Consider the following 22,394-nt stretch of genomic DNA (forward strand, 5'->3'; position numbering starts at 1 on the left):
GGCCACCACGCCGGCGACGTCCCCGACCTCGAGGTCGGGCGGCGCGCCCGCGTGGTGGTCGTCCTGCTGCTGGCGGTCGCGCTCGCCGTGACCGTCGCCGGGCTGGTGCTGCTCTGGCCGAGCGGGGACGACCGCCCGACGCTGGACACGACGCCGGAGGGCTCGTCCTACGCGGAGGTCACGGTCACCGACGTCGGGCTGCTCGCCGACGCCGAGTCGGGTCCCGCGCTGCTCGCGGAGACCGGCGACGGGGAGAGCATCACCGTGTAGGTCGCGCCGGAGCTGCTCGACGCGCTCGAGGCGGGGGACACGATCCGGGTCCTCGCGCTGCCGCAGGCGACCGGCGCGGCGCCGTACGTGTTCGTCGACGTGGTCCGGGGCCCGCCGATGGCCCTGCTCGCCGCCGTCCTCGGGGTGCTGGTGCTCGCCGTCGCCCGGCTCCGCGGCCTGGGCGCCCTGGTCGGCCTGGCCGTCTCCGTCGGCGGGATCCTGTGGTTCACCGTGCCGGCGCTCCTGGAGGGCCGGCCCGCGCTGCCGGTCGCGCTCGTCACCGCGTCGGCGCTCATGTTCGTGCTGCTGTACGTCGCGCACGGGGTGTCGGTCCGGACGTCGACCGCGCTGCTCGGGACGCTCGGCGGCCTGCTCGCGACCGGTGCGCTCGCGGTGTGGGCCACGGGCGCCACCCACCTCGACGGCCTGACCGGCGAGCACGCCCTGGACCTGCGGTCGCTCGCGCCGGAGGCCGACCTGCGGGGCGTCCTGCTGTGCGGCATGGTGCTGGCGGGGCTCGGCGTGCTGAACGACGTGACGATCACGCAGGCGTCGGCGGTGTGGGAGATGCGGGCGCTGTCGCCCGCCTCCACCCGGCGGGAGCTGTTCGCGGGCGGCATGCGCATCGGGCGTGACCACATCGCGTCGACCGTCTACACCGTCGCGTTCGCCTACCTGGGCGCCGCGCTGCCGCTCGTGCTCCTGGTGGCGATGTCGGACCGGACGCTGCTGGACTCGCTCAGCAGCGGGGAGATCGCCGAGGAGGTCGTCCGGACCCTCGTCGGCTCGATCGGGCTGGTCCTGGCGATCCCCCTGACGACGGCGGTCGCGGCCGCCCTGGTCCCGGCCCCCGCCGCACACCCCGCCTCCGCACCTGCACCCGCACCCGCGCCCAGCGGGCAGCAGGTGTCCCCTCAAGGGCGCTGAGGCCAGCATCTGCTGCCCACTCGGCGAGCCGGGCGGGCCGGGGCCGGGGCGGGCCGGGGCGAGGGCTGGGCCCGGACGGGGTGCCGGTCCGGCCGGCCGCCGAGGTCGGGTCAGTGCGCGTGGGCGTGTGGGGCGTCCTCCGGGTCGCGGTGGCGCGCCGCCGGGACCGCGCCCGCGACCGTGACCACCAGCGCCGCGATGGCCGTCGTGAGCGGGATGGCCAGCACCAGGCCGATGGAGCTGACCATCGTCCGGACGATCTCCTCCGCGAACTCCCCGCTCGTCAGCGTCGGGCCGAGCGGCAGCTGGTAGATCTCCAGCAGCAGCAGGACCGGCAGCGCCGCGCCGGTGTACGCGAACGCGATCGTGTACACCGTGGACGCGATGTGGTCCCGGCCGATGCGCATGCCGCCGCGGAACAGCTCCCGGCGGGACGCGCCCGGCGAGGCCGCCCGCAGCTCCCACACCGCCGAGGCCTGCGTGATGGTGACGTCGTTCAGCACACCGAGGCCGGCCAGCACCAGCCCGCACAGGAACAGCCCCCGCAGCGACGTCGCCCCCGAGTCACCGAGCAGCTGGGCGAGCCGGTACGAGTCCTCGGACGTCACCCCGGACAGGTGCGCCCACGACGCCCCGAGCACCCCCAGGCCGGCGGTCAGCGCCAGTCCGGCGAGGGTGCCGAGCAGGGCCGCCGACGTCCGCAGCGACAGCCCGTGCGCCAGGTACAGGACCACCACCATGATCAGCGTCGACGCGCTCAGCGCCACCACCACGCCGTTCTCGCCCGCCAGCAGCGCCGGGAGCACGTACACGCCGATGACGCCGAACGCGACCACCAGGCCCAGCAGCGCCCGCAGCCCGCGCGTCCGCGCCACGAGCACGATCGCCAGCGCGAACGCCAGCCCGAGGCTCACCAGGGGCAGCGTCCGGTCGAAGTCGTGCCACGCCCAGACCTCGGCGTCGGTCGCGGTCGCGGGGTAGTGCTCGACGACGATCCGCGTGCCGGGCCCCACGTCGGCCGCGGTGATCGACGCGGTCGCCCAGAGCTCGACGTCGCGCCCGCGCTCCGAGCCGCTGGTCACGGTCGCCTGCACCCGCAGGCACGGCACCGTCTCCGGGATCGTCCCGTCGACCTCCCGGTCCTCGACGGTGCCCTCGCACTCCTGCGTGGACGTCCCGGTCACGGTGGCGGAGGGGTAGTCGATGTCGACGGCCTCGATGGTCCGGGCGGTGGGCGCGTCCCCGTGCGGCCACGTCAGGGCCATGCCCACCGCGGCGAGCAGGACGAGGGGCAGCAGGACGGCGGCGATGACGCGGCGCGTGCGCAGCGCGGCAGGGGTCGGCACGGGGTGATTGTGCCGTCTGGGGGACAATGGCGTCATGACCGCACCCGTGACCGCCCCGCCGGCGCGCCCCGCCACCGCGGGACACGTGCTGCCGCCGCTGCGCATCGGCCCGCTGACCGTCGACACCCCCGTCGTCCTCGCGCCGATGGCCGGCGTGACCAACGCGGCGTTCCGGCGCCTGTGCCGGGAGTCGGGCGCGGGCCTCTACGTCGCCGAGATGGTGACCTCCCGGGCGCTGGTCGAGCGCGGCGAGGAGTCGATGCGGATCATCTCGCACGCCCCGGACGAGAAGCCGCGCTCCGTGCAGGTGTACGGCGTCGACCCGGCGACCGTCGGCGCCGCCGTGCACCTCATCGCCTCCGAGGACCGCGCGGACCACGTCGACCTGAACTTCGGCTGCCCGGTGCCCAAGGTGACGCGGCGCGGCGGCGGGTCCGCACTGCCCTGGAAGCGGGAGCTGTTCGAGTCGATCCTGCGCGCCGCCGTCGACGCCGCCGCCCCGTACGGGGTGCCGGTCACGGTGAAGATGCGCAAGGGCATCGACGACGACCACCTGACGTACCTGGAGGCGGGCCTCGTCGCCCAGGACCTCGGGGTCGCGGCGGTCGCCCTGCACGCCCGCACGGCCGAGCAGTACTACTCCGGCACCGCGGACTGGGAGGCGATCGCCCGCCTCAAGGAGACGGTGACCGACATCCCCGTGCTCGGGAACGGCGACATCTGGTCCGCGGAGGACGCCCTGCGCATGGTCCGGGAGACCGGGTGCGACGGCGTGGTCGTCGGCCGCGGCTGCCAGGGCCGCCCGTGGCTGTTCGCGGACCTCGCGGCGGCGTTCGCCGGCTCGGACGAGCGCGTCACCCCCGGCGCCCGGTACGTCGCCGAGATCATCCGCCGGCACGCCGAGCTGATGATCGAGGCGTTCGGCGACGAGGGGAAGGCGCTGCGGGAGCTGCGCAAGCACATGGCCTGGTACTGGAAGGGCTACGTGGTCGGCGGCGAGCAGCGCGCGGCCCTCGGCCTGGTGTCCAGCCTGGCCGAGCTCGACGACCGGCTCGCCGCGCTCGACCTCGACCAGCCGTACCCCGGCGAGGCCGCCGAGGGCCAGCGCGGCCGTGCCGGCACCCCCAAGCGCCCGCACCTGCCCGACGGCTGGCTGGAGAGCCGCGAGCTGAGCGAGGACTTCCGCCGGGCCCTGCACGAGGCGGAGCTGAGCGTCTCGGGCGGCTGACCCGCCCGCACCCCCGCACCCCCGCACCCGCCCCCCGCACCCCCGCACTCCCCGCACTCCCCGCACTCCCGCACCCTCCGCACTCCCCGCCCCCGCACCCCCCACCCCCCCCCCCGCACCCCGCCACGCCGCCGAGACTGCAGAAGGGGGCGCTTCACGCCCGCGACCCCCCGTCTGCTGCAGTCTCGGCGACTGCGGGGGCGACCGGGGGCGGGGAGCGCGGAGGCGCGGCGTCAGGCGCGGCGGACGTCCACGCGCGACGCCAGGGCCGCGACCGTCCGGGCGGTCGCCTGCGGGGCGCCCAGCGACTCCGTCGCGACCGCGCACGCCCCCGCGGCCGACGCGTGCGCGAGCGCCGCCGGCGTGCCGAGGCCCGCGAGCTCCGCCGCGAGCAGGCCGGCCAGGAACGCGTCGCCGGCGCCGTTCGTGTCGACGACCGCGTCGACCGGCGCGGCCGGCACCTCCCAGAACCCGCCGGCGTCCAGGGCGAGCGCCCCCCGCGCCCCGCGGGAGCAGACCGCGAGCCGCGCCCCGCCCGCGACCCGTGCGCGCAGGTACTCCCCGGGGTCGTCGAGCCGGGCGTCGGACACGATGAGCACGTCGGCGCCGTCGGCGAACGGCCGCTGGAACGCCGCGGTCCCGTCGTCGTCGTGCACGTCGCACCACACCGGCACCCCGGCGGCCCGCGCGACGGCCAGCACCGGCAGCCCGTGCGCCGCGAGGTCCACGACCGCGGCCGCCGCACCCTCCAGGCCGGCAGCCGCGTCCGGGTCCACCGCGGGCGACGGCAGCTCCAGGTACAGCGACACCCGTCCGCCGTCGGCGGCCATGAGGTTCACGTGCCGCTCCGTGCGCCCACCGGCGGCGGGCACCGCGTCGAGGCGGATCCGCGGGTGGCCGAGCGCGGCGCGCACCCGGGCGCCCTGCTCGTCGTCGCCGACGAGCGTCCGCAGGTGCACGTCCACGCCGAGCGCGGCGAGGGTCACGGCCTTCCCGGCGGAGGTCCCGCCGAGGCCGTCGTGGTGCCCGGACGCGAACAGGGTCTGCGACCGGGGCTCCGGGAGCGCGTCCAGGTGGACGAGGGTGTTCCACGACGCGGGTCCGACCACGAGCACGTGGCCGGACCCGTCGCGCGCGCCCACGGCGCTCAGCGCACCCGGAGCCACGCGGTGGTGTCGCCGGGCAGCTCGGCGCCGACCTCGGCGTCGCCCGGCAGGCCGGACGCGAGCAGCACCTCGGCGCCCGCGGGCAGCGCGACCGGCGCGGAGCCGAGGTTCGCGACGACCAGCACGGAGCCGTTCCGCACCGCGATGACCTCGGGTGCGTCGGCGTAGGCCGGCTCCCACGCGGCGCCGCCCGTGCCGAGCCGCTCGGACCGCCGCAGGCGCAGCGCCGCGCGGTACAGCTCGAGCGTCGACCCGGGCACGCCGTCCTGGGCGTCCGCGGCGTACGCGGCCCAGGACGCGGGCTGCGGCAGCCAGGTGTCGCCGGTGGGGGAGTAGCCGAAGCCGGGGGCGTCCGCCTGCCAGGGCAGCGGCACGCGGCAGCCGTCGCGGCCGCGCTCGACGCCGTTCGTCCGGAAGAACGCGGGGTCCTCCCGGACCTCGGCGGGCAGCGCCGTGTGCTCGGGAAGGCCGAGCTCCTCGCCCTGGTACAGGTACGCCGAGCCCGGCAGGCCCAGCAGCAGCAGCGTGGCGGCGCGGGCGCGGCGCAGGCCGAGCTCCTCGTCGGGCTGCTCGTCCTCGGCGGCGATGCCGTTGGGCCGCGACGACGGGTCCGCCAGGCCGAGGCGCGACGCGTGCCGGACGACGTCGTGGTTGGACAGCACCCACGTGGTCGGCGCGCCGACGGAGTCGTTCACGGCGTACGAGGCGGCGACGACCTTGCGCAGCGCCGGCGCGTCCCAGCCGGTGGCCAGGAACGCGAAGTTGAACGCCTGGTGCATCTCGTCCGGGCGCACGTAGCGGGCCAGCCGGGACAGCGGCTCGACCCACGCCTCGGCCACGAGCATCCGGTCGCCGTCGTACTCGTCGAGGACCGCGCGCCAGGTGCGGTAGATCTCGTGCACGCCGTCCTGGTCGAACATCGGGCCCTGGTTGCCCACGCCGGTGGGCTCGCCGTCGGCCGCGCCCTCGCCCTCGGCGCCGTCGATCATCGCGACGTGGCCGTCCCAGTCGGGCAGGCCCTCGGCCTTGACCATGCCGTGCGCGACGTCGACCCGGAAGCCGTCGACCCCGCGGTCCAGCCAGAACCGGAGCACGTCCTCGAACTCGGCGCGCACCTCGGGGTTGGTCCAGTCGAGGTCGGGCTGGCGGGTGTCGAACAGGTGGAGGTACCACTGGCCGTCGTCGACGCCGTGCTTCTCGGGGGTCAGCCGCGTCCAGGCGTCGCCGCCGAAGATCGACTGCCAGTTGTTCGGGGGCAGCTCGCCGCGCTCGCCGCGGCCGTCCCGGAACAGATAGCGGGCGCGCTCGGGGGAGCCGGGCGGGGTGCGCAGCGCCTCCTGGAACCACACGTGGTCGTCGGAGGTGTGGTTGGGGACGAGGTCGACGACCACGCGCAGGCCGAGCTCGTGCGCCCGGGACAGCAGCGCGTCGAAGTCCGCGAGCGTCCCGAACAGCGGGTCCACGTCGCGGTAGTCGGCGACGTCGTACCCGGCGTCCGCCTGCGGGGACCGGTAGAACGGGGACAGCCACACCGCGTCGACGCCGAGCGCGGCGAGGTGGTCCAGGCGGGCGGTGATCCCGGGCAGGTCGCCGATGCCGTCGCCGTTCCCGTCGGCGAAAGAGCGGGGGTAGACCTGGTAGATGACCGCGTCGCGCCACCACGGGCCGTCGGCGGGGCCGGGCTCGTGCACCACCAGCGGGTCGGTGAGGTCGGCGGGGCGGTTGTCGAGCAGGGTCACGCGGGTCCTCCGGGGTGTGCAGGTGCCGAGCTGGTGGACCCCCGCACGATGAGCTCCGGGTGGAACAGGAGCTCCGTGCGCGAGGTCGGGGTGCCGTTGATCTCCGCCATCAGCGCGGAGACGGCGGCCTGACCCATCGCCTGGACGGGCTGGCGCACCGTCGTGAGCGGGGGGTCCGTGAAGCCGATCAGGGGCGAGTCGTCGAAGCCGACGACCGACAGGTCCTCGGGCACGTGCAGCCCGCGGGACCGGGCGGCCCGGATCGCGCCGAGGGCCATGAGGTCCGAGCCGCAGATGATCGCGGTGTGCCCGGTGTCGATGAGCTCGTGGGCCGCCGTGGCCCCGCCCTCGACGGTGAACAGGGTGGTGTTGACGTGCGGTGCGGCGTCCTCGATGCCGAGCTGGGCGCGCAGCTGCGCGGCGAACGCCGCCCGCTTGCGCGCCGCGGGCACGAACCGCTCGGGGCCGATCGCCAGCCCGATGCTGCGGTGGCCCAGGGCCACGAGGTGCCGGACGGCGAGCTCGATGGCCACCGCGTCGTCGGTCGCGAGGCTGGGGGCGTCGACGCCTTCGGCGCGGCCGTTCACCAGGACGATCGGCAGCCCGCGGCCGCGCAGGGCCTGGTACCGCTCGACGGAGGCCTGGGTGTCGGCGTGCAGGCCGGACACGAACAGGATGCCGGCCACGTCGTGCTCGAGCAGGATCTCGACGTACTGGTCCTCGGTGGTCCCGCCGGGCTGCTGCGCGCACAGCAGCGGCGTGTAGCCGCGCTGGGTCAGCATCGACTCGATCACCTGGGCCATCGCGGGGAACACGGGGTTCGAGAGCTCGGGGACCACGAGGCCCACGAGCCCGGCGGACCGGGTGCGGAGCTTCTCGGGCCGCTCGTAGCCAAGCACGTCCAGCGCCGCGAGCACGGCCTGGCGCGCCTGCGACGAGACGCCGGGCTTGCCGTTGAGGACGCGGGACACGGTCGCGGTGGACACACCCGCCTGATCTGCGAGGTCGGTCAGCCGGGTGCGCACAGACGCGAGCGTAGAGGGCACCGCTGCCTCCTCGTCGTCGTCGCCGTCATCCGATCGGGTCCGCTTCGTCCCCTCCGGTCGGGGAGCACTGTAACCGATGCCTGAAAGTTACCGTAACGGCTTGCAACGAGGCCCGGACGTTGATTACGGTCCGGGTCATCGAGCCAGCGCCGGCGGTGCCGTCGACGGCTCGCACCGCCCCTTCTGACGCTGGGAGACACCCTGATGCGACGGAGCATCCCCGCCCTCGCCACGACGGCCGTCCTCGCGCTCGCCCTCGCGGCCTGCTCGAGCTCGGACACGCCGTCCGACGCCACCTCCGACAGCCCTGCGGCCGACTCCGCCGAGGGCACCCTGACCATGTGGGTCGACGACACCCGCATCGACTCCATGCGCCCCGTCGTGGAGGCCTTCACCGAGCAGTCCGGGGTCCAGGTCGACCTGGTCCAGAAGGCCACGGGCGACATCGGCCCCGACTTCGTGACCCAGGTCCCGACCGGCGAGGGCCCGGACATCATCGTCTCGGCCCACGACGGCCTGGGCGAGTGGGTCAACAACGGCGTGGTCGCGCCGATCGAGCTCGGCGACAAGGCCGACGCGTTCGCCGACTCGGCCATCGCCGCCATGGCGTACGACGGCCAGACCTACGGCGTGCCGATCTCGATCGAGAACATCGCCCTGGTCCGCAACAACGCGCTGGTGCAGGACACCCCGGCCACCACGTTCGACGAGCTGGTCGCGCAGGCCCAGGGCGCCGGCACCGACTTCTCCGTGCTGATCCAGCAGGGCGAGGAGTCCGACCCGTACCACCTGTACCCGCTGCAGACCTCGTTCGGCGCCCCGGTGTTCGAGCAGTCCCCGGACGGCTCCTACACCGACACGCTGGCGCTGGGCGGCGACGCCGGCCACGCGTACGCCGAGTACCTGGCCAAGCTCGGGCAGGAGAAGGTCCTCGACCTGTCGATCGACGGCGACAAGGCCAAGCAGGCCTTCCTCGACGGCCAGGCGCCGTACATCGTGACCGGGCCGTGGAACACCTCCGCCTTCGAGGAGGCCGGCATGGACATCTCCGTCCTCCCGGTCCCGTCGGCCGGCGGCCAGCCCGCGCAGCCGTTCGTGGGCGTGCAGGGCGTGTTCGTCTCGGCGAAGTCGGCCAACCCGGTGCTCGCCAACGAGTTCGTGGTCAACTACCTGACAACCGAGGAGGCGCAGGACGCGCTGTACGAGGCCGGCGGCCGCCTCCCGGCGCTCACCGCCTCGGCGGACAAGGTCGACGACCCGGTCCTCCAGGGCTTCAACGAGGCGGGCGCCACCGGCGCGCCGATGCCCTCGATCCCGGCGATGAGCTCGGTGTGGTCCTTCTGGGGCGCGACCGAGGCGCAGATCGTCGGCGGCCAGGCGGCCGACGCGGCCGGCGCGTGGGACGCGATGGTCCAGAACATCCAGGACGCCATCGACGGCTGACCGCCGCCGCGACCGCCGGGGTGCCCCACGAGGCGCCCCGGCGGTCGCACCCGCTCGTCCCGACCCCATCCCGCAGCACCCGCACCGCCGCGCGCCCGGAGGCACCCGCATGACCGACCAGTCGACCGTCCAGGAGGTCGCGCCCGACGACGCCGGGACGTCCCGCCCGCGCCGCCGGCGCGCGCCCCGCGGCACCACGTCGCACGCCCGCTCCTTCTCGCCGGGCTTCATCGCCAAGCTGATCCTCATCGGCACGGTCGACGCGCTCGGCGTCTACGGGATCCTGTCCGCCGGGGCCGTGTCGCAGTGGGGGATCCTCGCGTTCCTCGTCGTGGCGCTCGCCGTCGCGAACTGGGCCTACTTCTCCCGCCGGATGCTGCCGGCGAAGTACCTCGTGCCCGGCCTGGTGTTCCTGGTCGTCTACCAGCTGTTCGCGATGGCCTACACCGGCTACGTCGCGTTCACGAACTACGGCGACGGGCACAACTCGACCAAGGCCGACGCGATCACGCAGATCGCCGCCCAGAACGAGCGCCGCGTCGAGGGCTCGCCCTCGCTCCCGCTCACGGTCGTCCAGAACGGCGACGAGCTCGGCTTCGCGGTCGTCACCGAGGACGGCGACACCCAGGTCGGTACCGCGGACCAGCCGTTCGACGACGTGGACGCCACGGTCGAGTCCGGTCGCATCACCGCCGTGCCCGGCTGGGAGGTGCTCGGCTTCGCGCAGGTCGCGGCCGACCAGGAGGCCATCACCTCGTTGCGGGTGCCGTTCTCCGACGACCCGTCCGACGGCTCGGTCCGTACCCAGGACGGCTCCACCGGCTACGTGTTCCAGTCGACGCTCGAGTACGACGCCGCGAGCGACACCTTCACCGACGCCGAGACCGGCACCGTCTACGCGCCCGGCGAGGGCGGCAACTTCGTCTCCGAGGACGGCCAGCGGCTGACCCCGGGATGGCGCGTCGGCGTCGGGTTCGACAACTTCACCGCGATGGTGACCGACTCCCGGATGGCGGGACCGTTCGCGCAGATCTTCGTCTGGACGTTCGCCTTCGCGTTCCTGTCCGTCGTCACGACGTTCGCGCTCGGCCTGTTCCTGGCCATCACGTTCAACGAGCCGCGGGTGCGCGGGCGCAAGGTCTACCGCTCGCTCCTGATCCTGCCGTACGCGTTCCCCGGCTTCCTGTCCGCCCTGGTGTGGCGCGGCATGCTCAACGAGCGGTTCGGCCTCATCAACGAGGTGCTGCTCGGCGGCGCGTCGATCCCGTGGCTGAGCGACCCCTGGCTGGCCAAGGCCGCGGTCATCGGCGTGAACCTGTGGCTCGGGTTCCCGTACATGTTCCTCATCTGCACGGGCGCCCTGCAGTCCATCCCGCACGACATGACCGAGGCCGCGCGGATCGACGGAGCGGGTCGCTGGCGCATCTTCCGCTCGCTGACGCTGCCGCTGCTCATGGTGTCGGTGGCGCCGCTCCTGATCTCCAGCTTCGCCTTCAACTTCAACAACTTCTCGCTGATCTACATGCTCACCGGCGGCGGCCCCAACTTCGTGGGCACCCCGTACGTGGTGGGCCACACCGACATCCTCATCTCGATGGTCTACTCCGTGGCCTTCGAGTCGGGGGTCAAGCAGTACGGCGTCGCCAGCGCGCTGTCGATCGTCATCTTCCTGATCGTCGGGGTCATCTCCTACCTCGGCTTCCGTCGCACCCGCACTCTCGAGGAGATCTGAGATGGCCCGATCGATCGAGCAGCACACCGCCGTGCGCGGACGCCGCTGGTGGTCCGAGATCGGCTGGCGGCACGTCGTCGGCGTCGTCATGATCGCGATCTGCCTGCTCCCGCTGCTGTACGTCCTGTCCGCGTCGCTCAACCCGGGCGGCACGCTCACGGGCTCGAACCAGCTGTTCCGGACGGTCAGCCTCGAGAACTACACCGAGCTGCTGCCGCGCGGGTACGGGAGCTGGGCGCTCAACTCGCTCGTGGTGTCCACCGCGACCGCCGTCGGCACCGTGCTCATGGGCGCCGCCGCGGCGTACGCGTTCTCGCGGTTCCGGTTCCGCGGACGCCGGTCCGGCCTCACGACGCTCCTGCTGGTGCAGATGTTCCCGCAGATGCTGGCGTTCGTGGCGCTGTTCCTGCTCCTGCTGTCGCTGTCCGAGGTGTTCCCCGCCATCGGCCTGAACACGCAGCTCGGCCTGATCTGCGTCTACCTCGGCGGCGCGCTCGGTGTGAACACGTTCCTCATGTACGGCTTCTTCAACACCGTGCCGCGCGAGCTGGACGAGGCGGCCAAGCTCGACGGCGCCACGCACGCGCAGATCTTCTGGACGATCATCCTGCGGCTGGTCGCGCCGATCCTCGCGGTCGTCGGCCTGCTGTCGTTCATCTCGTCCTACGGCGAGTTCATCATCGCGAAGGTCGTGCTGCAGCGGCCGGAGCGGTTCACCCTCGCGCTCGGCCTCTACAACTGGGCGTCCGACGAGCGGAACGCGCGGTGGGGGATCTTCGCCGCCGGGGCCGTGATCGCCGCGATCCCGGTGGTGCTGCTGTTCCTGTTCCTCCAGAAGTACATCGTCGGCGGCCTCACGGCCGGGTCCGTGAAGGGGTGAGACGGTTGTCCGATCCGACGAACCAGGGCCGGCACGTCGCGGGCCCCGCCGCCGCTCCGGTCGCGGAGCCGCTCGGCGCGCACCACGACGGCTCCGCCCTCTACGTCCCGGCGGGGACTCCCGCGCTCGGGGACGTCGTGCCGGTACGGGTGCGGGTGCCCGCGGCCGCGGGGCCGGACCCGGACGTGTGGCTCCGGGTCGTCGAGGACGGCGAGCCCCGGGTCTACCCCGCGCGGGCCGACGGCGGCGACGAGCACGAGCGCTGGTACACGGCCGACGTGCCGGTGACCAACCCGGTGACGTCCTACCGGTTCCTCATCGCGGGTCCCGGCCGGCCCGGAGGGCAGGAGTGGCTGAACGGCGAGGGCACCATCGCCCGCGACGTCCCGGACGCGTCGGACTTCCGGTTGTCGGTCACACCGCCGGGGCCGGACTGGGCGCGGGACGCGGTCGTCTACCAGGTGTTCCCGGACCGGTTCGCGCGGTCCTCCGGCCGGCACGACGGCCCGCCCGAGGGTGCCCTGCCCGACTGGGCGCTGCCCGCGGCGTGGGACGAGGAGCCGATCGGCAGCGGCCCGGGCACGGGCACGCAGCTGTACGGCGGCGACCTCGGCGGCATCGAGCGGCGGCTCGACCACCTGCAGCGGCTCGGGGTCGACACCCTCTACCTGACGCCGGTGTTCCCCGGCCGGTCGAACCACCGGTACGACGCCCGGACGTTCGACCAGGTGGACCCGGTGCTCGGCGGCGACCAGGCGCTCGCGTCGCTGGCCCGCGCGCTGCACGGGCGGGGGATGCGGCTGGTCGGCGACCTGACGACCAACCACACCGGCGACGCGCACGACTGGTTCCGGCGCGCGGTCGAGGACCCGTCCGCCGAGGAGCGCTCCTTCTACTACTGGCGCGACGCCGAGCCGGGTTACGTCGGCTGGCTGGGCCACGCCTCGCTGCCCAAGCTCAACCACCACGCGCCCGCGCTCGCCGCGCGGATGTTCGGCGGGGCCTCGTCGGTCGTGGGCCGGTACCTGTCCGAGCCGTACGCCCTGGACGGCTGGCGCGTCGACGTCGCCAACATGACCGGCCGGCAGGGCGCGGACGACCTGACGCACGAGGTCGCGGAGCGCATGCGCGCGGCCATGGCGGAGATCAACCCGGACGCCGTGCTGGTCGCGGAGCACTTCCACGACGCGGGCGCCGACCTCCGGGCCGCCGGCGGCTGGCACGGGACCATGAACTACTCGGCGTTCACCCGGCCGGTGTGGACCTGGCTGACCGACCCGGCGTCGGACGCCGCCGCGGGGCTGCGCTACGTCGAGCTGCCCGTGGGCATCCCGCGCCGACCCGGCACCGCGGCCGTGGCGGCGATGCGGGAGTTCGGCGCCGCCGTGCCGTGGAGCGTGACGACGCACCAGTGGAACCTGCTGGGCTCGCACGACACCGCGCGGTTCCGGACGATCGCCGGCTCGCGCGACCTGGTCGAGGTCGGCGTCGGCCTGCTCATGACCTACCCGGGCACGCCGGTCGTCTTCGCGGGCGACGAGGGCGGCCTGGCCGGCCGGAACGGCGAGAGCTCGCGGGTGCCGATGCCCTGGGACCAGGTCGACGCCGGCGGCGGGCCCGCGTGGGACGCCGGGCTGTTCGCGGCGTACCGGTCGCTGATCGCGCTGCGCCGGTCGTCCCGCGCGCTGCGCGAGGGCGGGCTGCGCTGGGCGCTGGTCCGGGACGACGCGATCGCGTACCTGCGGGAGACCCCGGAGGAGCGGGTGCTCGTGCTCGCGGCGCGGGGCCCGTGGGGCGGCGCGCTGCTGCCGGGGCACCTGCTGGCCGCGGGCGAGCGGCCGGAGAACCTCTACGGCGGGGCGGCGCTGGGCGTTGAACCCGGCGGGCTGCGGCTGCCAGGTGACGGGCCGGGCGTCCAGGTGTGGCGCCTGGCGTGAGCCCGGGGCGCCCTCGCCCGCGCGCGCGGGGCGTCGACGTCGGCGCCCGCCCATAAACTGCGACGCGTGACCAGTGAGCTCCCCGACGGCTACGTCGACGCCGACCGGGACCGCTGGGTGACCGAGGCGCCCAAGTCGCGCGCCCGCACCCCGTTCGAGCGTGACCGCGCGCGCCTCGTGCACTCCTCGGCCCTGCGGCGCCTCGGCGCCAAGACGCAGGTGCTCGGCCCGTCGTCCGACGACTTCGTCCGCACGCGGCTGACGCACACCCTCGAGGTGGCGCAGGTGGGGCGCGAGATCGGCAAGACGCTCGGCTGCGACCCCGACGTCGTCGACACCGCCTGCCTCGCGCACGACCTGGGCCACCCGCCGTTCGGGCACAACGGCGAGCGGGCGCTGGCGCACCTGTCCCGGGACATCGGGGGGTTCGAGGGCAACGCCCAGACGCTGCGGCTGCTGACCCGCCTGGAGCCGAAGGTCGTCGGCCCGGACGGCACCGCCGTGGGCCTCAACCTGACGCGGGCGTCGCTGGACGCCTCGGTCAAGTACCCGTGGGGCGCCGGCGAGGGCCCGCTGTCGGCCACGGGCCGGCCGACCCACAAGTTCGGCGTCTACGTCGACGACCTCCCGGTGTTCACCTGGCTGCGCGACGGCGCGCCCGCCGGGCACAAGTGCCTGGAGGCGCAGGTCATGGACCTCGCCGACGACATCTCCTACTCGGTGCACGACGTCGAGGACGCGGTCGTCGGCGGGCGGTTCGACCTGACCGTGCTCACGGTGCCGGACGAGCGCGCCCGCGTCGTCGAGTCGATCCACACCTGGTACGGCGACGCCATCGACGCCGCGGGCCTGGAGGCGGCGATGGACCGGCTGGTCGCGGCCGACCTGTGGCGGCCCGGGTTCGACGGCTCCCGCGGCGCGCTCGCCACGCTGAAGGACACCACCAGCCAGCTCATCGGCCGGTTCGCCCGCGCCGCGCAGGTCGCCACCCGGGAGCTGTACGGGCCCGGGCCGCTCACCCGGTACGGCGCCGACCTCATCGTGCCGGACACCACCACCGCCGAGATCCTCGTGCTCAAGGGCCTCGCCGTGACGTACGTGATGGCGCCGCGCGAGCTCGAGCCGCTCTACCAGCGGCAGCGGGAGATCCTCGCCGACCTCGTGCACGTGCTCAGCGACCGCGCGCCCCTGGCGCTGGAGCCGCCGTTCGCGGCCGACTGGCGGGCGGCGCCCGACGACGCCGCCCGGCTGCGCGTCGTGATCGACCAGGTGGCGTCGCTCACGGACGTCTCGGCGGCCGCGTGGCACGCCCGCCTGGCGCCGCCGCCGCGGTTCTGACCGGCCGGGCACGGCCGAGGTCGAGCGATTCCCACGGGATCACGGGTGCAACCGCTCGGCCCCGCCCCGACCCCTCGGCCTCGTGGTGCACGGCACAGCCCGCACGCCTGGAGGGGCCGCCGCGGGACCTAGGATCGTCCCCGTGGCGGGACTGATCCGGCGGGAGGACGTGCAGGCGGTCCGCGAGCGCGCCCGGATCGAGGAGGTCGTCGGCGAGCACGTGTCGCTGAAGACCGCGGGCGTCGGCTCGATGAAGGGCCTGTGCCCGTTCCACGACGAGAAGTCGCCGTCGTTCCACGTCCGCCCGCAGGTGGGGCTCTACCACTGCTTCGGGTGCGGCGAGGGCGGCGACGTCATCGACTTCATCCAGAAGATCGACGGCCTGCCGTTCACCGACGCCGTCGAGTACCTGGCCGGGCGCGTGGGCGTGCAGCTGCGGTACGAGGAGGGCGGCGGCCCGCGTCCGGGTCACGAGCCCGGCAAGCGGCAGCGGCTGCTGGAGGCGCACCGCATCGCGGAGGAGTTCTTCGCCGAGCAGCTGCTGACCCCCGGCGCGGCGGCGGCGCGGGCGTTCCTGGCGGAGCGGGGCTTCGACCGGTCGGCGGCGGAGCAGTTCGGTGTCGGCTACGCCCCGCAGGGCTGGGACAGCCTGCTCAAGCACCTGCGCGGCCGGTCCTTCACCGAGGCCGAGCTGACCGCGAGCGGGCTGATGAGCCAGGGCAACCGCGGCAACTACGACCGGTTCCGCGGCCGGCTGGTGTGGCCGATCCGGGAGGTCACGGGCGACGTCGTCGGGTTCGGCGCCCGCAAGCTGTACGAGGACGACCAAGGGCCGAAGTACCTGAACACCCCCGAGACGCCGCTGTACAAGAAGTCGCAGGTGCTCTACGGCATCGACCTGGCCAAGCGCGAGATCGCGAAGAACAAGCAGGTCGTGGTCGTCGAGGGCTACACCGACGTCATGGCGATGCACCTGTCCGGCATCGGCACGGCGGTGGCGACGTGCGGGACGGCCTTCGGCTCCGACCACGCGCGGATCGCGCGGCGGCTGATGGGCGCCGGCGGGCGGGCGGGGGCATCCAGCTCGCGTCGGGGGAGTCCGTCGGCGGCGAGGTGATCTTCACGTTCGACGGCGACTCCGCCGGGCAGAAGGCCGCGATGCGCGCCTTCGGCGAGGACCAGGCGTTCAGCGCCCAGACGTTCGTGGCGGTCGCCGACGGCGGCATGGACCCGTGCGACCTGCGCCAGGCGCAGGGCCCCGACGCCGTGCGCGCGCTGGTCCGCTCGCGGGCGCCGCTGTTCGAGTTCGTCATCCGGACCACGCTGGAGGGGTTCGACCTGGGCACCGCCGAGGGCCGGGTCGCGGCCCTGCGCGCGGCGGCCCCGGCGATCGGCGGCATCCGCGACACCGCGCTGCGGCCCGAGTACACGCGGATGCTCGCGGGCTGGCTCGGCATGGACCTCGACCCGGTGCAGCGCGCCGTGCAGGCGGCGGGCCGGTCGGCCGGGTCGCGCCCGGGCGGGCGGGACGCGGGACGTCCGCCGGCCGGCGGCGGGTTCAGCAACAACGTCCCGCCCGGTCCCTCCGGCGACCGCTGGCAGCGCCGGGACGGCGGCCCCGGCGGGCGGTCGGGTGGCGGCCAGGGGCGCGGCGGCTCCGGCGGGCGCTGGGAGGGCCAGCGCTCCGGGGCCCGGCGGCGACCGGTTCGCGGGCCGTGGGGGCGCGGGCGGGGCCAGGGCCGTGGCGACCGCCGGTGGGACGAGCACCCGCCCGAGCCGTACGACCGCGAGCCCGGGCACGACGGGGCGGGCGACACGATCGCGCTCCGGCACCGCGCATGGCGCTGCCGACCCGCGCGACCCGTCGCCGCGACGGGCGTCGCGCCCTGGAGGCCGTGCTGCAGCTGCCCGACCTCATCCCGCCGGAGTTCGACGACCTGGAGCCCGACGCGTTCACGGCCCCGGCGTACCGCGCCGTGCACGCCGCCGTCCGCGCCGCCGGGGGAGCCGCGGGCGCGCGACAGCTCGTGGCCGGGGGCGGCCCGACCGCGACCGTCGCGTGGGTCGAGGCCGTCCGCGAGGAGGCCGCCGGACCGGTCGAGGGGCTGATCACCCAGCTCGCCGTCGCGCCGCTGCCCGAGGACCGGGCGGACCGCCTGCCCTCGTACGCCCGCGGGCTGGTGATGGCGCTCGTCGAGATGGAGATCACCCGCCGGATCGCCGACCTGCGCGGGAAGCTGCAGCGGATGGACGCCCGCGCCGACCCCGAGGGCTACCGCACGCTCGCGGCGCAGCTGTTCGACGAGGAGAACCGCCGCCGCGCGCTGCGCGAGAGCGCCTAGCGCGCTGCGCGAGAGCGCCTAGCGCAGCGCCCGCGAAACGTCCCGCTCACGAACGCCCCCTACGCTGGCGGGCATGACGACTGCGGAGGCCGCCCCCGGCCAGGACCTGCCCGCCGAGCGCGAGATCCTCGGCTGGGACCAGTTCGGCGAGGCCGCGCGGGAGCTCGCGCGGGCGGTGGTGGCGTCCGGGTTCGAGCCGGACGTCGTGGTCGCGGTCGCCCGAGGGGGCCTGCTGCCCGCCGGTGCCCTGTCGTACGCGCTGGGCCTGAAGGCGTGCGGCACGCTGAACGTCGAGTTCTACACCGGTGTGGATGCCCGGCTGCCCGACCCGGTGGTCCTGCCCCCGCTGCTCGACACGGCTGCCCTCGTGGGCCGGCGGGCCCTGGTGGTGGACGACGTCGCCGACACGGGGGAGACCCTGGCGCTGGTGCAGCGCCTGGTCGCGGAGCACTGCGAGGAGGCCCGCAGCGCGGTGCTGTACGCCAAGCCGCACTCGATCGTGGCGCCGGACTACGTGTGGCGGCGGACGGACCGCTGGATCACGTTCCCCTGGTCGGCGCTGCCGCCCGTGACCGCCTGAGCTGCGACCGCCCGACCCCGGCCCTCACGCACCGCCCAGGCCCTCCGCCCGGGCGCGGACGATCGCGGCGGACCGATCCGGGACCTCGAGCTTGGTCAGCACGTTCGCGACGTGGTTGCGGACGGTCTTCGCGGACAGGCCGAGCCGCCGGGCGATGACGACGTTGTCGTGGCCGCCCGCCACCAGGTCGAGCACCTCCCGCTCGCGGTCCGTGAGCCGCGGGAACGGCACCCGGACCGCGGTGCGCCCGCCCAGCACGTACGCCATCGCGCGCGCCGCGACGCTCGGGCCCAGGATCATCTCGCCGGCGGCGACCGCCCGGACCGCCCGCTCGACCTGCTCGGGCGGCGCGGACTTCACCAGGTACCCGCGCGCGCCGGCGCGCACCGCCGCGACGACCGCGTCGTCGTCCTCGTGCATGCTCATCACCAGCACGGCCACGTCGGGCCGCGCGGCCAGCACGTCCCGCGTGACGTCGATCCCGGAGCCGTCGCCCAGGTCCAGGTCCATGACCACCACGTCCACCGGGTCGCGGACCTCGCCCGCCAGGAGTGCCCGCGCCTCGTCCGCGCCCGCCGCGGTGCCCACGACCGCCACGCCGGGCAGCGACCCCAGCAGCGCCGTCATGCCGATCCGGAACACGGGGTGGTCGTCGACGAGCGCCACCCGCAGCGTCACGTCGACACCGCCACGCCCGCCGCCACGCCCGCCGCCCTCGCCGCAGGGGTCCGGCCGCCGGGCAGCGGCGCACCCGGCACGAGCGGCAGCACCGCGCGCACCCGCGTCCCGGGCTCGCGTGCGCCGACCTCGACGAACCCGCCGAGCTCCTCCGCGCGCTCCTGCATCGACCGCGTGCCGACGCCGGGCACCCCGCCGGGCCCGCGGCCGTCGTCCTCGCACACGAGCTCCAGCGCGCCGGCGCCCCGGTGCACGGTCAGGCGGCAGCCCGGAGCGCCCGAGTGCCGCCGGGCGTTGCGCGCCGCCTCGCTCAGCAGCGCGTACGCGGCGGCCGCGACGACCGGGTCGAGCTCGCCCGGGTCGTCCCCGTCCCGGGTGACCGCGAACCCGTCCCGGCCGAGCCGGTCCGCGAGGTCGTCGAGCGCGGGGCCCAGCCCCTGCTCGTCCAGCACGGGCGGCAGCAGGCTGCGCGCGAGGTCGCGGACGTCCTCCACCCGGCGCTCCGCCTCGGCCCCGAGCGCCTGCAGGGCCTCGCGCGCGGCGGCCGCACCGGCGGGCGTCCCCGTGTCGAGCAGGTTGACCGCGCCCTGCAGGCCCAGGCGGACGCCGCTGAGCCAGGGCCCGAGGCCGTCGTGCAGCTCGCGGCGCACGACGCGGCGCTCGCGGAGGCGGGCGCTGGTGGCCGCGTCCCGCGCGCGCTCGAGGTCCCGCGCGCCCGCCGCGAGCGCCAGCCCGGCGGCGACGACGGGCAGCACCTGGCCCAGCGCGGCGCGGGTGCGGGTGTCGAGCCGCTCGCCCGGGGGCGGGGTGACGGCCAGGTCGCCGACCACCCGGCCCGCGTGCTCGACGGGGACGTGCAGGGCCTCGGACGTCGGGGCGCCCCACGCGGCGGTCAGCGGGTCGGGGTCCGTGGTGGTGAGCCGGACCGACTCCAGCCGCAGCGACTCCCCGACGCTGGCGACGAGCCCGGCCAGCAGGTCGGCGGAGCCGCCCGGCGCCGTGAGGGTGCGACCGAGGCGCAGCGCCGCGCGGGCCGGGTCGTGGCCGTCGCCGTAGACGAGGTGCCGGACCCGCGCCTGCAGCCACCCGCGGACCGGCTGGAGCAGCAGCACGACGCCGACGGCCGCGGCGACCTGCGCCCCGGCGCTGCTGGCGCCCGCGAGCGCGGAGACGCCCGCGGTGACCGCCGCGTAGACGCCGGCCAGGACGAGCGCCAGCAGCGCGGCGACCGTCCCGCGGCTGACCGCGAGGTCGAGGCCCCACAGCCGGTTGCGCAGGACCGTCACGAGCAGCGCGGCGGGGAACAGCGCCTGGCACACCAGGTGGCTGACCGGCACGGCCAGGAAGAGGCCGGGCCCGGGGTCCGTGAGCACCAGCGGGACGAACGACAGCGCCATGATCCCGGCGGCGACGGCGAGCACCCCGAGCCCGCGGCGCTCCTGCTCCGGCCCGTGCCGGAACCGCCACCACGTCCCGGCGGACGTCACCAGCCCCGCGACGACGACGAGGGCCAGCGCCCAGCGCGCGTCGGACATGGGGGCGAGCAGCCGGGTACCGGTCAGCAGCAGGGCGGCGGTGGCGCCGAGGGCCACCCCGGCGCGCGCAGCGGGGCCGAGGCCGCGGTCCCGGGCGAGCCACGGCACGACCGTGAACAGCGAGACGGTGCCGGGCACCCACGCCCAGCCGAACATCGCCACCAGCCACTCGGGCGACGGCAGCCCGGGCCGGGTGGCGGCGAGCGCGCCCCAGGCGCCGGCCACGGCGGAGACCCCGCCCGCGACGCCGGTGACGGCGACCAGCCAGCCGACGGGGTGCCGCCGGCGCGACAGGATCACCGCGCCGACGGTCCCGTAGACCGCGGCGACGGTGATGTCGACCGCCGTGAACAGCAGGTCCCCGACGACCATCCCGCCGCCCGCGGCGACGTGCAGCACGGTGGCGGTGCCCGCGAGCAGCCAGGCGGCCAGCGCGATCGCGGCGGCGACGACGGGCAGCCCGCCGTCCGCGCGCCCTCGCGCCGCCGACCCCTCGCGGACCATGGCGTCACCGTAGGGGCAAACCACCGCAGAACGGGAGGGGTCGGGCAGCGCGGACGGGGTGATCATGCGGCGGGCCGCACGGGCGACGCGGTCACTTCCGGTCGCCGGCCGCGAACCCGATGGCCGCGACGAGCAGCCAGAGCGGACCCACGAACCCGGCCATGTACTGCAGCGGCGAGACGCCCAGCAGCAGCGTCAGGCCCCCGAGCACGGCGCTGACCCAGCCGATCCACCGCGGTGCGGCGCCGTGCCGGATCGCGGCGACGGCGACGGCCAGCCCCGCGAGGCCCGCGCCGACCCACAGCCACGGGATCGTCGCGATCCAGTCGGTGTAGAAGGCGCCGGACTCGGGCACGAGCAGCTCGGGGTCCGCGAACCCGAACATGAACTGGGTGTCGAGCCCCGACCCGAGCAGGCCGGCGACGGCCACCAGCAGCAGGCCGCCGGACGCCACAGCGGGCAGCAGGCTCCCGGCCGGCGCCTGCTGCCCGAGCCGGCGGGACAGCCCCGCGGCGAAGATCACGACGAGCACCGTCGCGACCAGCGTGGCCGTGTGGAACAGGATCATGGTGCCGGTCTTGCCGGCCATCCCGGCGACGACGGCGTCCGCGTCGCCCGCCGTCTGCTCCCAGTCGACCGACAGGCCGAGCGACGCCTGGATCGAGACGATGCCGGCGAGCCCCGCGCCGATCCCGGCGACGGCCCAGCCCCGCGGCTGCGGGCGCACCCGGGACGTGGCCGCCTCGGACGCCGTCGAGCCCGTGGTGCCGGTGCCGCCCCCTGCGGCGGCGCCGACGCCCCGGGTGCCCGCCCGGCCGGTGGTCGTGTCGTGCGTGGTCATGCGTGCTCCTCGGTCCGGGGAGGCCCGCTGCCTCCGCTGCCGACGACGCTCCCGCCCCCGCCGTCCCGGGCGACAGGGCCCCGCGCCCGACTCCCCGGGCGATTCCCCCCGCCACCCCGCCCCGCCCACCGCCCCGCCCCCGACCACCCGCCCGCCCTCCCGCCCGGCCCCCGCCGAGAGGGCAGAAGATGCGGCCTCGATCGACCGGGAGCAGCACCTGCTGCCCACTCGGCGGTCGTGGGTCGGGCGGGGCGGGGTCGGCGGGAGGGAGGCAGGGGAGGCAGGGAGGCAGGGAGGCGGGGAGGCAGGCCGCCCGGGCCACGGGCCGCGCGGCATGATGGGCGCCGGAGCGGGAGGGGTGCCGCGTGGCGGCAGCGGGGCGGGTGCGGCTGCGGTGCGTCGCGAACCGGGGCGCGTTCCTGCCCGAGGACCGCCGGCCCCGCGGCACGGGGACCCAGTCCGCGTACGCCGTGACGCCGGGCCGCCCGTACGAGGCCGTCGGGGTGCTGGTCCTCGCCGACCACCTGAGCGTGCTCGTGCGGGACGACTGGGGGAGCGCGGCGTTCGTCCCGGCGGAGCTGTTCGACGGCGTGACCGCGGAGGTCCCCGCCGGGTGGCGGTTCGCCCTGGTCGCGGGGGCGCGCGGCGGGGCGCGGAGCCTGTGGGGCGAGCCGTGCGTCGCGGTGTGGGGCTACCCGGCCCTGGTGGACGACCCCGCCCACGTGGGCGCGCTGCTCGCGGGCGACCCGGCGGCGCTCGCGGCGTTCGAGGGAGCGCTGGCGGGACCCGTCGCCGACGGGGCCGTCCGGCGGCGGCCCGCGACGCCCGCCGGGTAAGCCGGTGCGCACGCCCGCCGGGCGTC

The 22,394-nt window shown here is 75.7% G+C and carries 18 protein-coding genes and 1 pseudogene; 12 read left to right on the forward strand and 7 right to left on the reverse strand.

The genetic code is table 11. The features are described from left to right. Positions 1-51 precede the first annotated feature (51 nt). Both QNH85_RS07920 and QNH85_RS07925 read left to right on the forward strand, forming a co-directional pair. Entirely contained in the window at positions 52-270 is a 219-nt protein-coding gene (locus QNH85_RS07920; RefSeq protein WP_282945645.1) for a hypothetical protein, read from the forward strand. Positions 271-357: 87 nt separating this feature from the next. Further along, complete coding sequence (locus QNH85_RS07925) at positions 358-1,197, forward strand: YibE/F family protein (RefSeq protein WP_282945646.1); 840 nt, start codon at positions 358-360, stop codon at positions 1,195-1,197. Between the two features lie 110 nt (positions 1,198-1,307). Here QNH85_RS07925 and QNH85_RS07930 read toward each other — a convergent pair whose 3' ends face one another. Next, positions 1,308-2,543: a YibE/F family protein gene (locus QNH85_RS07930; protein ID WP_282945647.1), complete on the reverse strand. Its 1,236-nt coding sequence runs from the start codon at positions 2,541-2,543 to the stop codon at positions 1,308-1,310. Between the two features lie 34 nt (positions 2,544-2,577). Between QNH85_RS07930 and dusB the strand changes: the two genes are divergently transcribed. Beyond that, positions 2,578-3,771 (forward strand): tRNA dihydrouridine synthase DusB, encoded by a 1,194-nt coding sequence (gene dusB / locus QNH85_RS07935; RefSeq protein ID WP_282945648.1) that lies wholly within the window; start codon positions 2,578-2,580, stop codon positions 3,769-3,771. A 233-nt stretch (positions 3,772-4,004) separates the two neighbouring features. Here the strand turns inward: dusB and QNH85_RS07940 are convergent, their stop codons facing one another. Genes QNH85_RS07940 through QNH85_RS07950 form a run of 3 tightly spaced genes read right to left on the reverse strand, consistent with a single transcriptional unit; the run spans position 4,005 to position 7,701 of the window. Then, a complete protein-coding gene (locus QNH85_RS07940) occupies positions 4,005-4,913 on the reverse strand; it encodes a carbohydrate kinase family protein (RefSeq protein ID WP_282945649.1) in 909 nt (302 codons plus the stop codon). 5 nt (positions 4,914-4,918) lie between these two features. Continuing rightward, positions 4,919-6,676 (reverse strand): glycoside hydrolase family 13 protein, encoded by a 1,758-nt coding sequence (locus QNH85_RS07945; protein WP_428830375.1) that lies wholly within the window; start codon positions 6,674-6,676, stop codon positions 4,919-4,921. Further along, positions 6,673-7,701, reverse strand: coding sequence for a LacI family DNA-binding transcriptional regulator (locus QNH85_RS07950; protein WP_282945650.1), 1,029 nt, complete (start codon positions 7,699-7,701; stop codon positions 6,673-6,675). Before QNH85_RS07950 ends, QNH85_RS07945 begins: the two co-directional genes overlap by 4 nt. A 225-nt stretch (positions 7,702-7,926) precedes the next feature. Here QNH85_RS07950 and QNH85_RS07955 point away from each other — a divergent pair, with 225 nt between their 5' ends. The 8 genes and pseudogenes from QNH85_RS07955 (at position 7,927) to QNH85_RS07990 (ending at position 17,974) form a co-directional block, all read left to right on the forward strand. Beyond that, positions 7,927-9,165, forward strand: coding sequence for a sugar ABC transporter substrate-binding protein (locus QNH85_RS07955; RefSeq protein ID WP_282945651.1), 1,239 nt, complete (start codon positions 7,927-7,929; stop codon positions 9,163-9,165). A gap of 109 nt (positions 9,166-9,274) precedes the next feature. Further along, complete coding sequence (locus QNH85_RS07960) at positions 9,275-10,897, forward strand: ABC transporter permease subunit (protein ID WP_282945652.1); 1,623 nt, start codon at positions 9,275-9,277, stop codon at positions 10,895-10,897. A gap of 1 nt (position 10,898) precedes the next feature. Beyond that, positions 10,899-11,777: a sugar ABC transporter permease gene (locus tag QNH85_RS07965; protein WP_282945653.1), complete on the forward strand. Its 879-nt coding sequence runs from the start codon at positions 10,899-10,901 to the stop codon at positions 11,775-11,777. Between the two features lie 5 nt (positions 11,778-11,782). Further along, the gene (locus tag QNH85_RS07970; RefSeq protein ID WP_282945654.1) at positions 11,783-13,714 is read left to right on the forward strand and encodes a glycoside hydrolase family 13 protein; all 1,932 of its coding nucleotides are present in this window, start codon (positions 11,783-11,785) and stop codon (positions 13,712-13,714) included. Between the two features lie 66 nt (positions 13,715-13,780). Continuing rightward, complete coding sequence (locus QNH85_RS07975; protein ID WP_282945655.1) at positions 13,781-15,052, forward strand: deoxyguanosinetriphosphate triphosphohydrolase; 1,272 nt, start codon at positions 13,781-13,783, stop codon at positions 15,050-15,052. Positions 15,053-15,194: 142 nt separating this feature from the next. Continuing rightward, a pseudogene (gene dnaG, locus QNH85_RS07980) lies at positions 15,195-16,657 on the forward strand (DNA primase); the annotation flags it as partial. A 233-nt stretch (positions 16,658-16,890) separates the two neighbouring features. After that, entirely contained in the window at positions 16,891-17,394 is a 504-nt protein-coding gene (locus QNH85_RS07985) for a hypothetical protein (RefSeq protein WP_282945656.1), read from the forward strand. Positions 17,395-17,467: 73 nt separating this feature from the next. Beyond that, positions 17,468-17,974, forward strand: a complete 507-nt coding sequence (locus QNH85_RS07990) for a phosphoribosyltransferase (RefSeq protein ID WP_213281789.1) — start codon at positions 17,468-17,470, stop codon at positions 17,972-17,974. A 24-nt stretch (positions 17,975-17,998) separates the two neighbouring features. Here the strand turns inward: QNH85_RS07990 and QNH85_RS07995 are convergent, their stop codons facing one another. From QNH85_RS07995 to QNH85_RS08005, 3 genes are all read right to left on the reverse strand, one after another. Beyond that, positions 17,999-18,652, reverse strand: a complete 654-nt coding sequence (locus QNH85_RS07995) for a response regulator transcription factor (RefSeq protein ID WP_282945657.1) — start codon at positions 18,650-18,652, stop codon at positions 17,999-18,001. Continuing rightward, on the reverse strand, positions 18,649-20,691 hold the full coding sequence (locus QNH85_RS08000) for a sensor histidine kinase (protein ID WP_282945658.1): 2,043 nt from the start codon (positions 20,689-20,691) through the stop codon (positions 18,649-18,651). The genes QNH85_RS07995 and QNH85_RS08000 overlap by 4 nt, the downstream gene beginning before the upstream one ends. A gap of 91 nt (positions 20,692-20,782) precedes the next feature. Beyond that, positions 20,783-21,532, reverse strand: a complete 750-nt coding sequence (locus QNH85_RS08005) for a hypothetical protein (RefSeq protein WP_282945659.1) — start codon at positions 21,530-21,532, stop codon at positions 20,783-20,785. Between the two features lie 365 nt (positions 21,533-21,897). Between QNH85_RS08005 and QNH85_RS08010 the strand changes: the two genes are divergently transcribed. After that, on the forward strand, positions 21,898-22,368 hold the full coding sequence (locus tag QNH85_RS08010; RefSeq protein WP_282945660.1) for a hypothetical protein: 471 nt from the start codon (positions 21,898-21,900) through the stop codon (positions 22,366-22,368). Positions 22,369-22,394 lie beyond the last annotated feature (26 nt).

The organism is Cellulomonas endometrii, assembly GCF_949769265.1.
Taxonomy (GTDB): Bacteria; Actinomycetota; Actinomycetes; order Actinomycetales; family Cellulomonadaceae; genus Cellulomonas; species Cellulomonas endometrii.

Bases quoted from the DNA above. Each gene is read 5' to 3' on its own strand.
- QNH85_RS07960 (WP_282945652.1), top strand. From the start codon at position 9,275: ATGACCGACCAGTCGACCGTCCAGGAGGTCGCGCCCGACGACGCCGGG.
- QNH85_RS07990 (WP_213281789.1), top strand. From the start codon at position 17,468: ATGACGACTGCGGAGGCCGCCCCCGGCCAGGACCTGCCCGCCGAGCGC.
- QNH85_RS07985 (WP_282945656.1), top strand. From the start codon at position 16,891: ATGGCGCTGCCGACCCGCGCGACCCGTCGCCGCGACGGGCGTCGCGCC.
- QNH85_RS07955 (WP_282945651.1), top strand. From the start codon at position 7,927: ATGCGACGGAGCATCCCCGCCCTCGCCACGACGGCCGTCCTCGCGCTC.
- QNH85_RS08005 (WP_282945659.1), bottom strand. From the start codon at position 21,532: ATGACCACGCACGACACGACCACCGGCCGGGCGGGCACCCGGGGCGTC.
- QNH85_RS08000 (WP_282945658.1), bottom strand. From the start codon at position 20,691: ATGGTCCGCGAGGGGTCGGCGGCGCGAGGGCGCGCGGACGGCGGGCTG.
- dusB (WP_282945648.1), top strand. From the start codon at position 2,578: ATGACCGCACCCGTGACCGCCCCGCCGGCGCGCCCCGCCACCGCGGGA.
- QNH85_RS07965 (WP_282945653.1), top strand. From the start codon at position 10,899: ATGGCCCGATCGATCGAGCAGCACACCGCCGTGCGCGGACGCCGCTGG.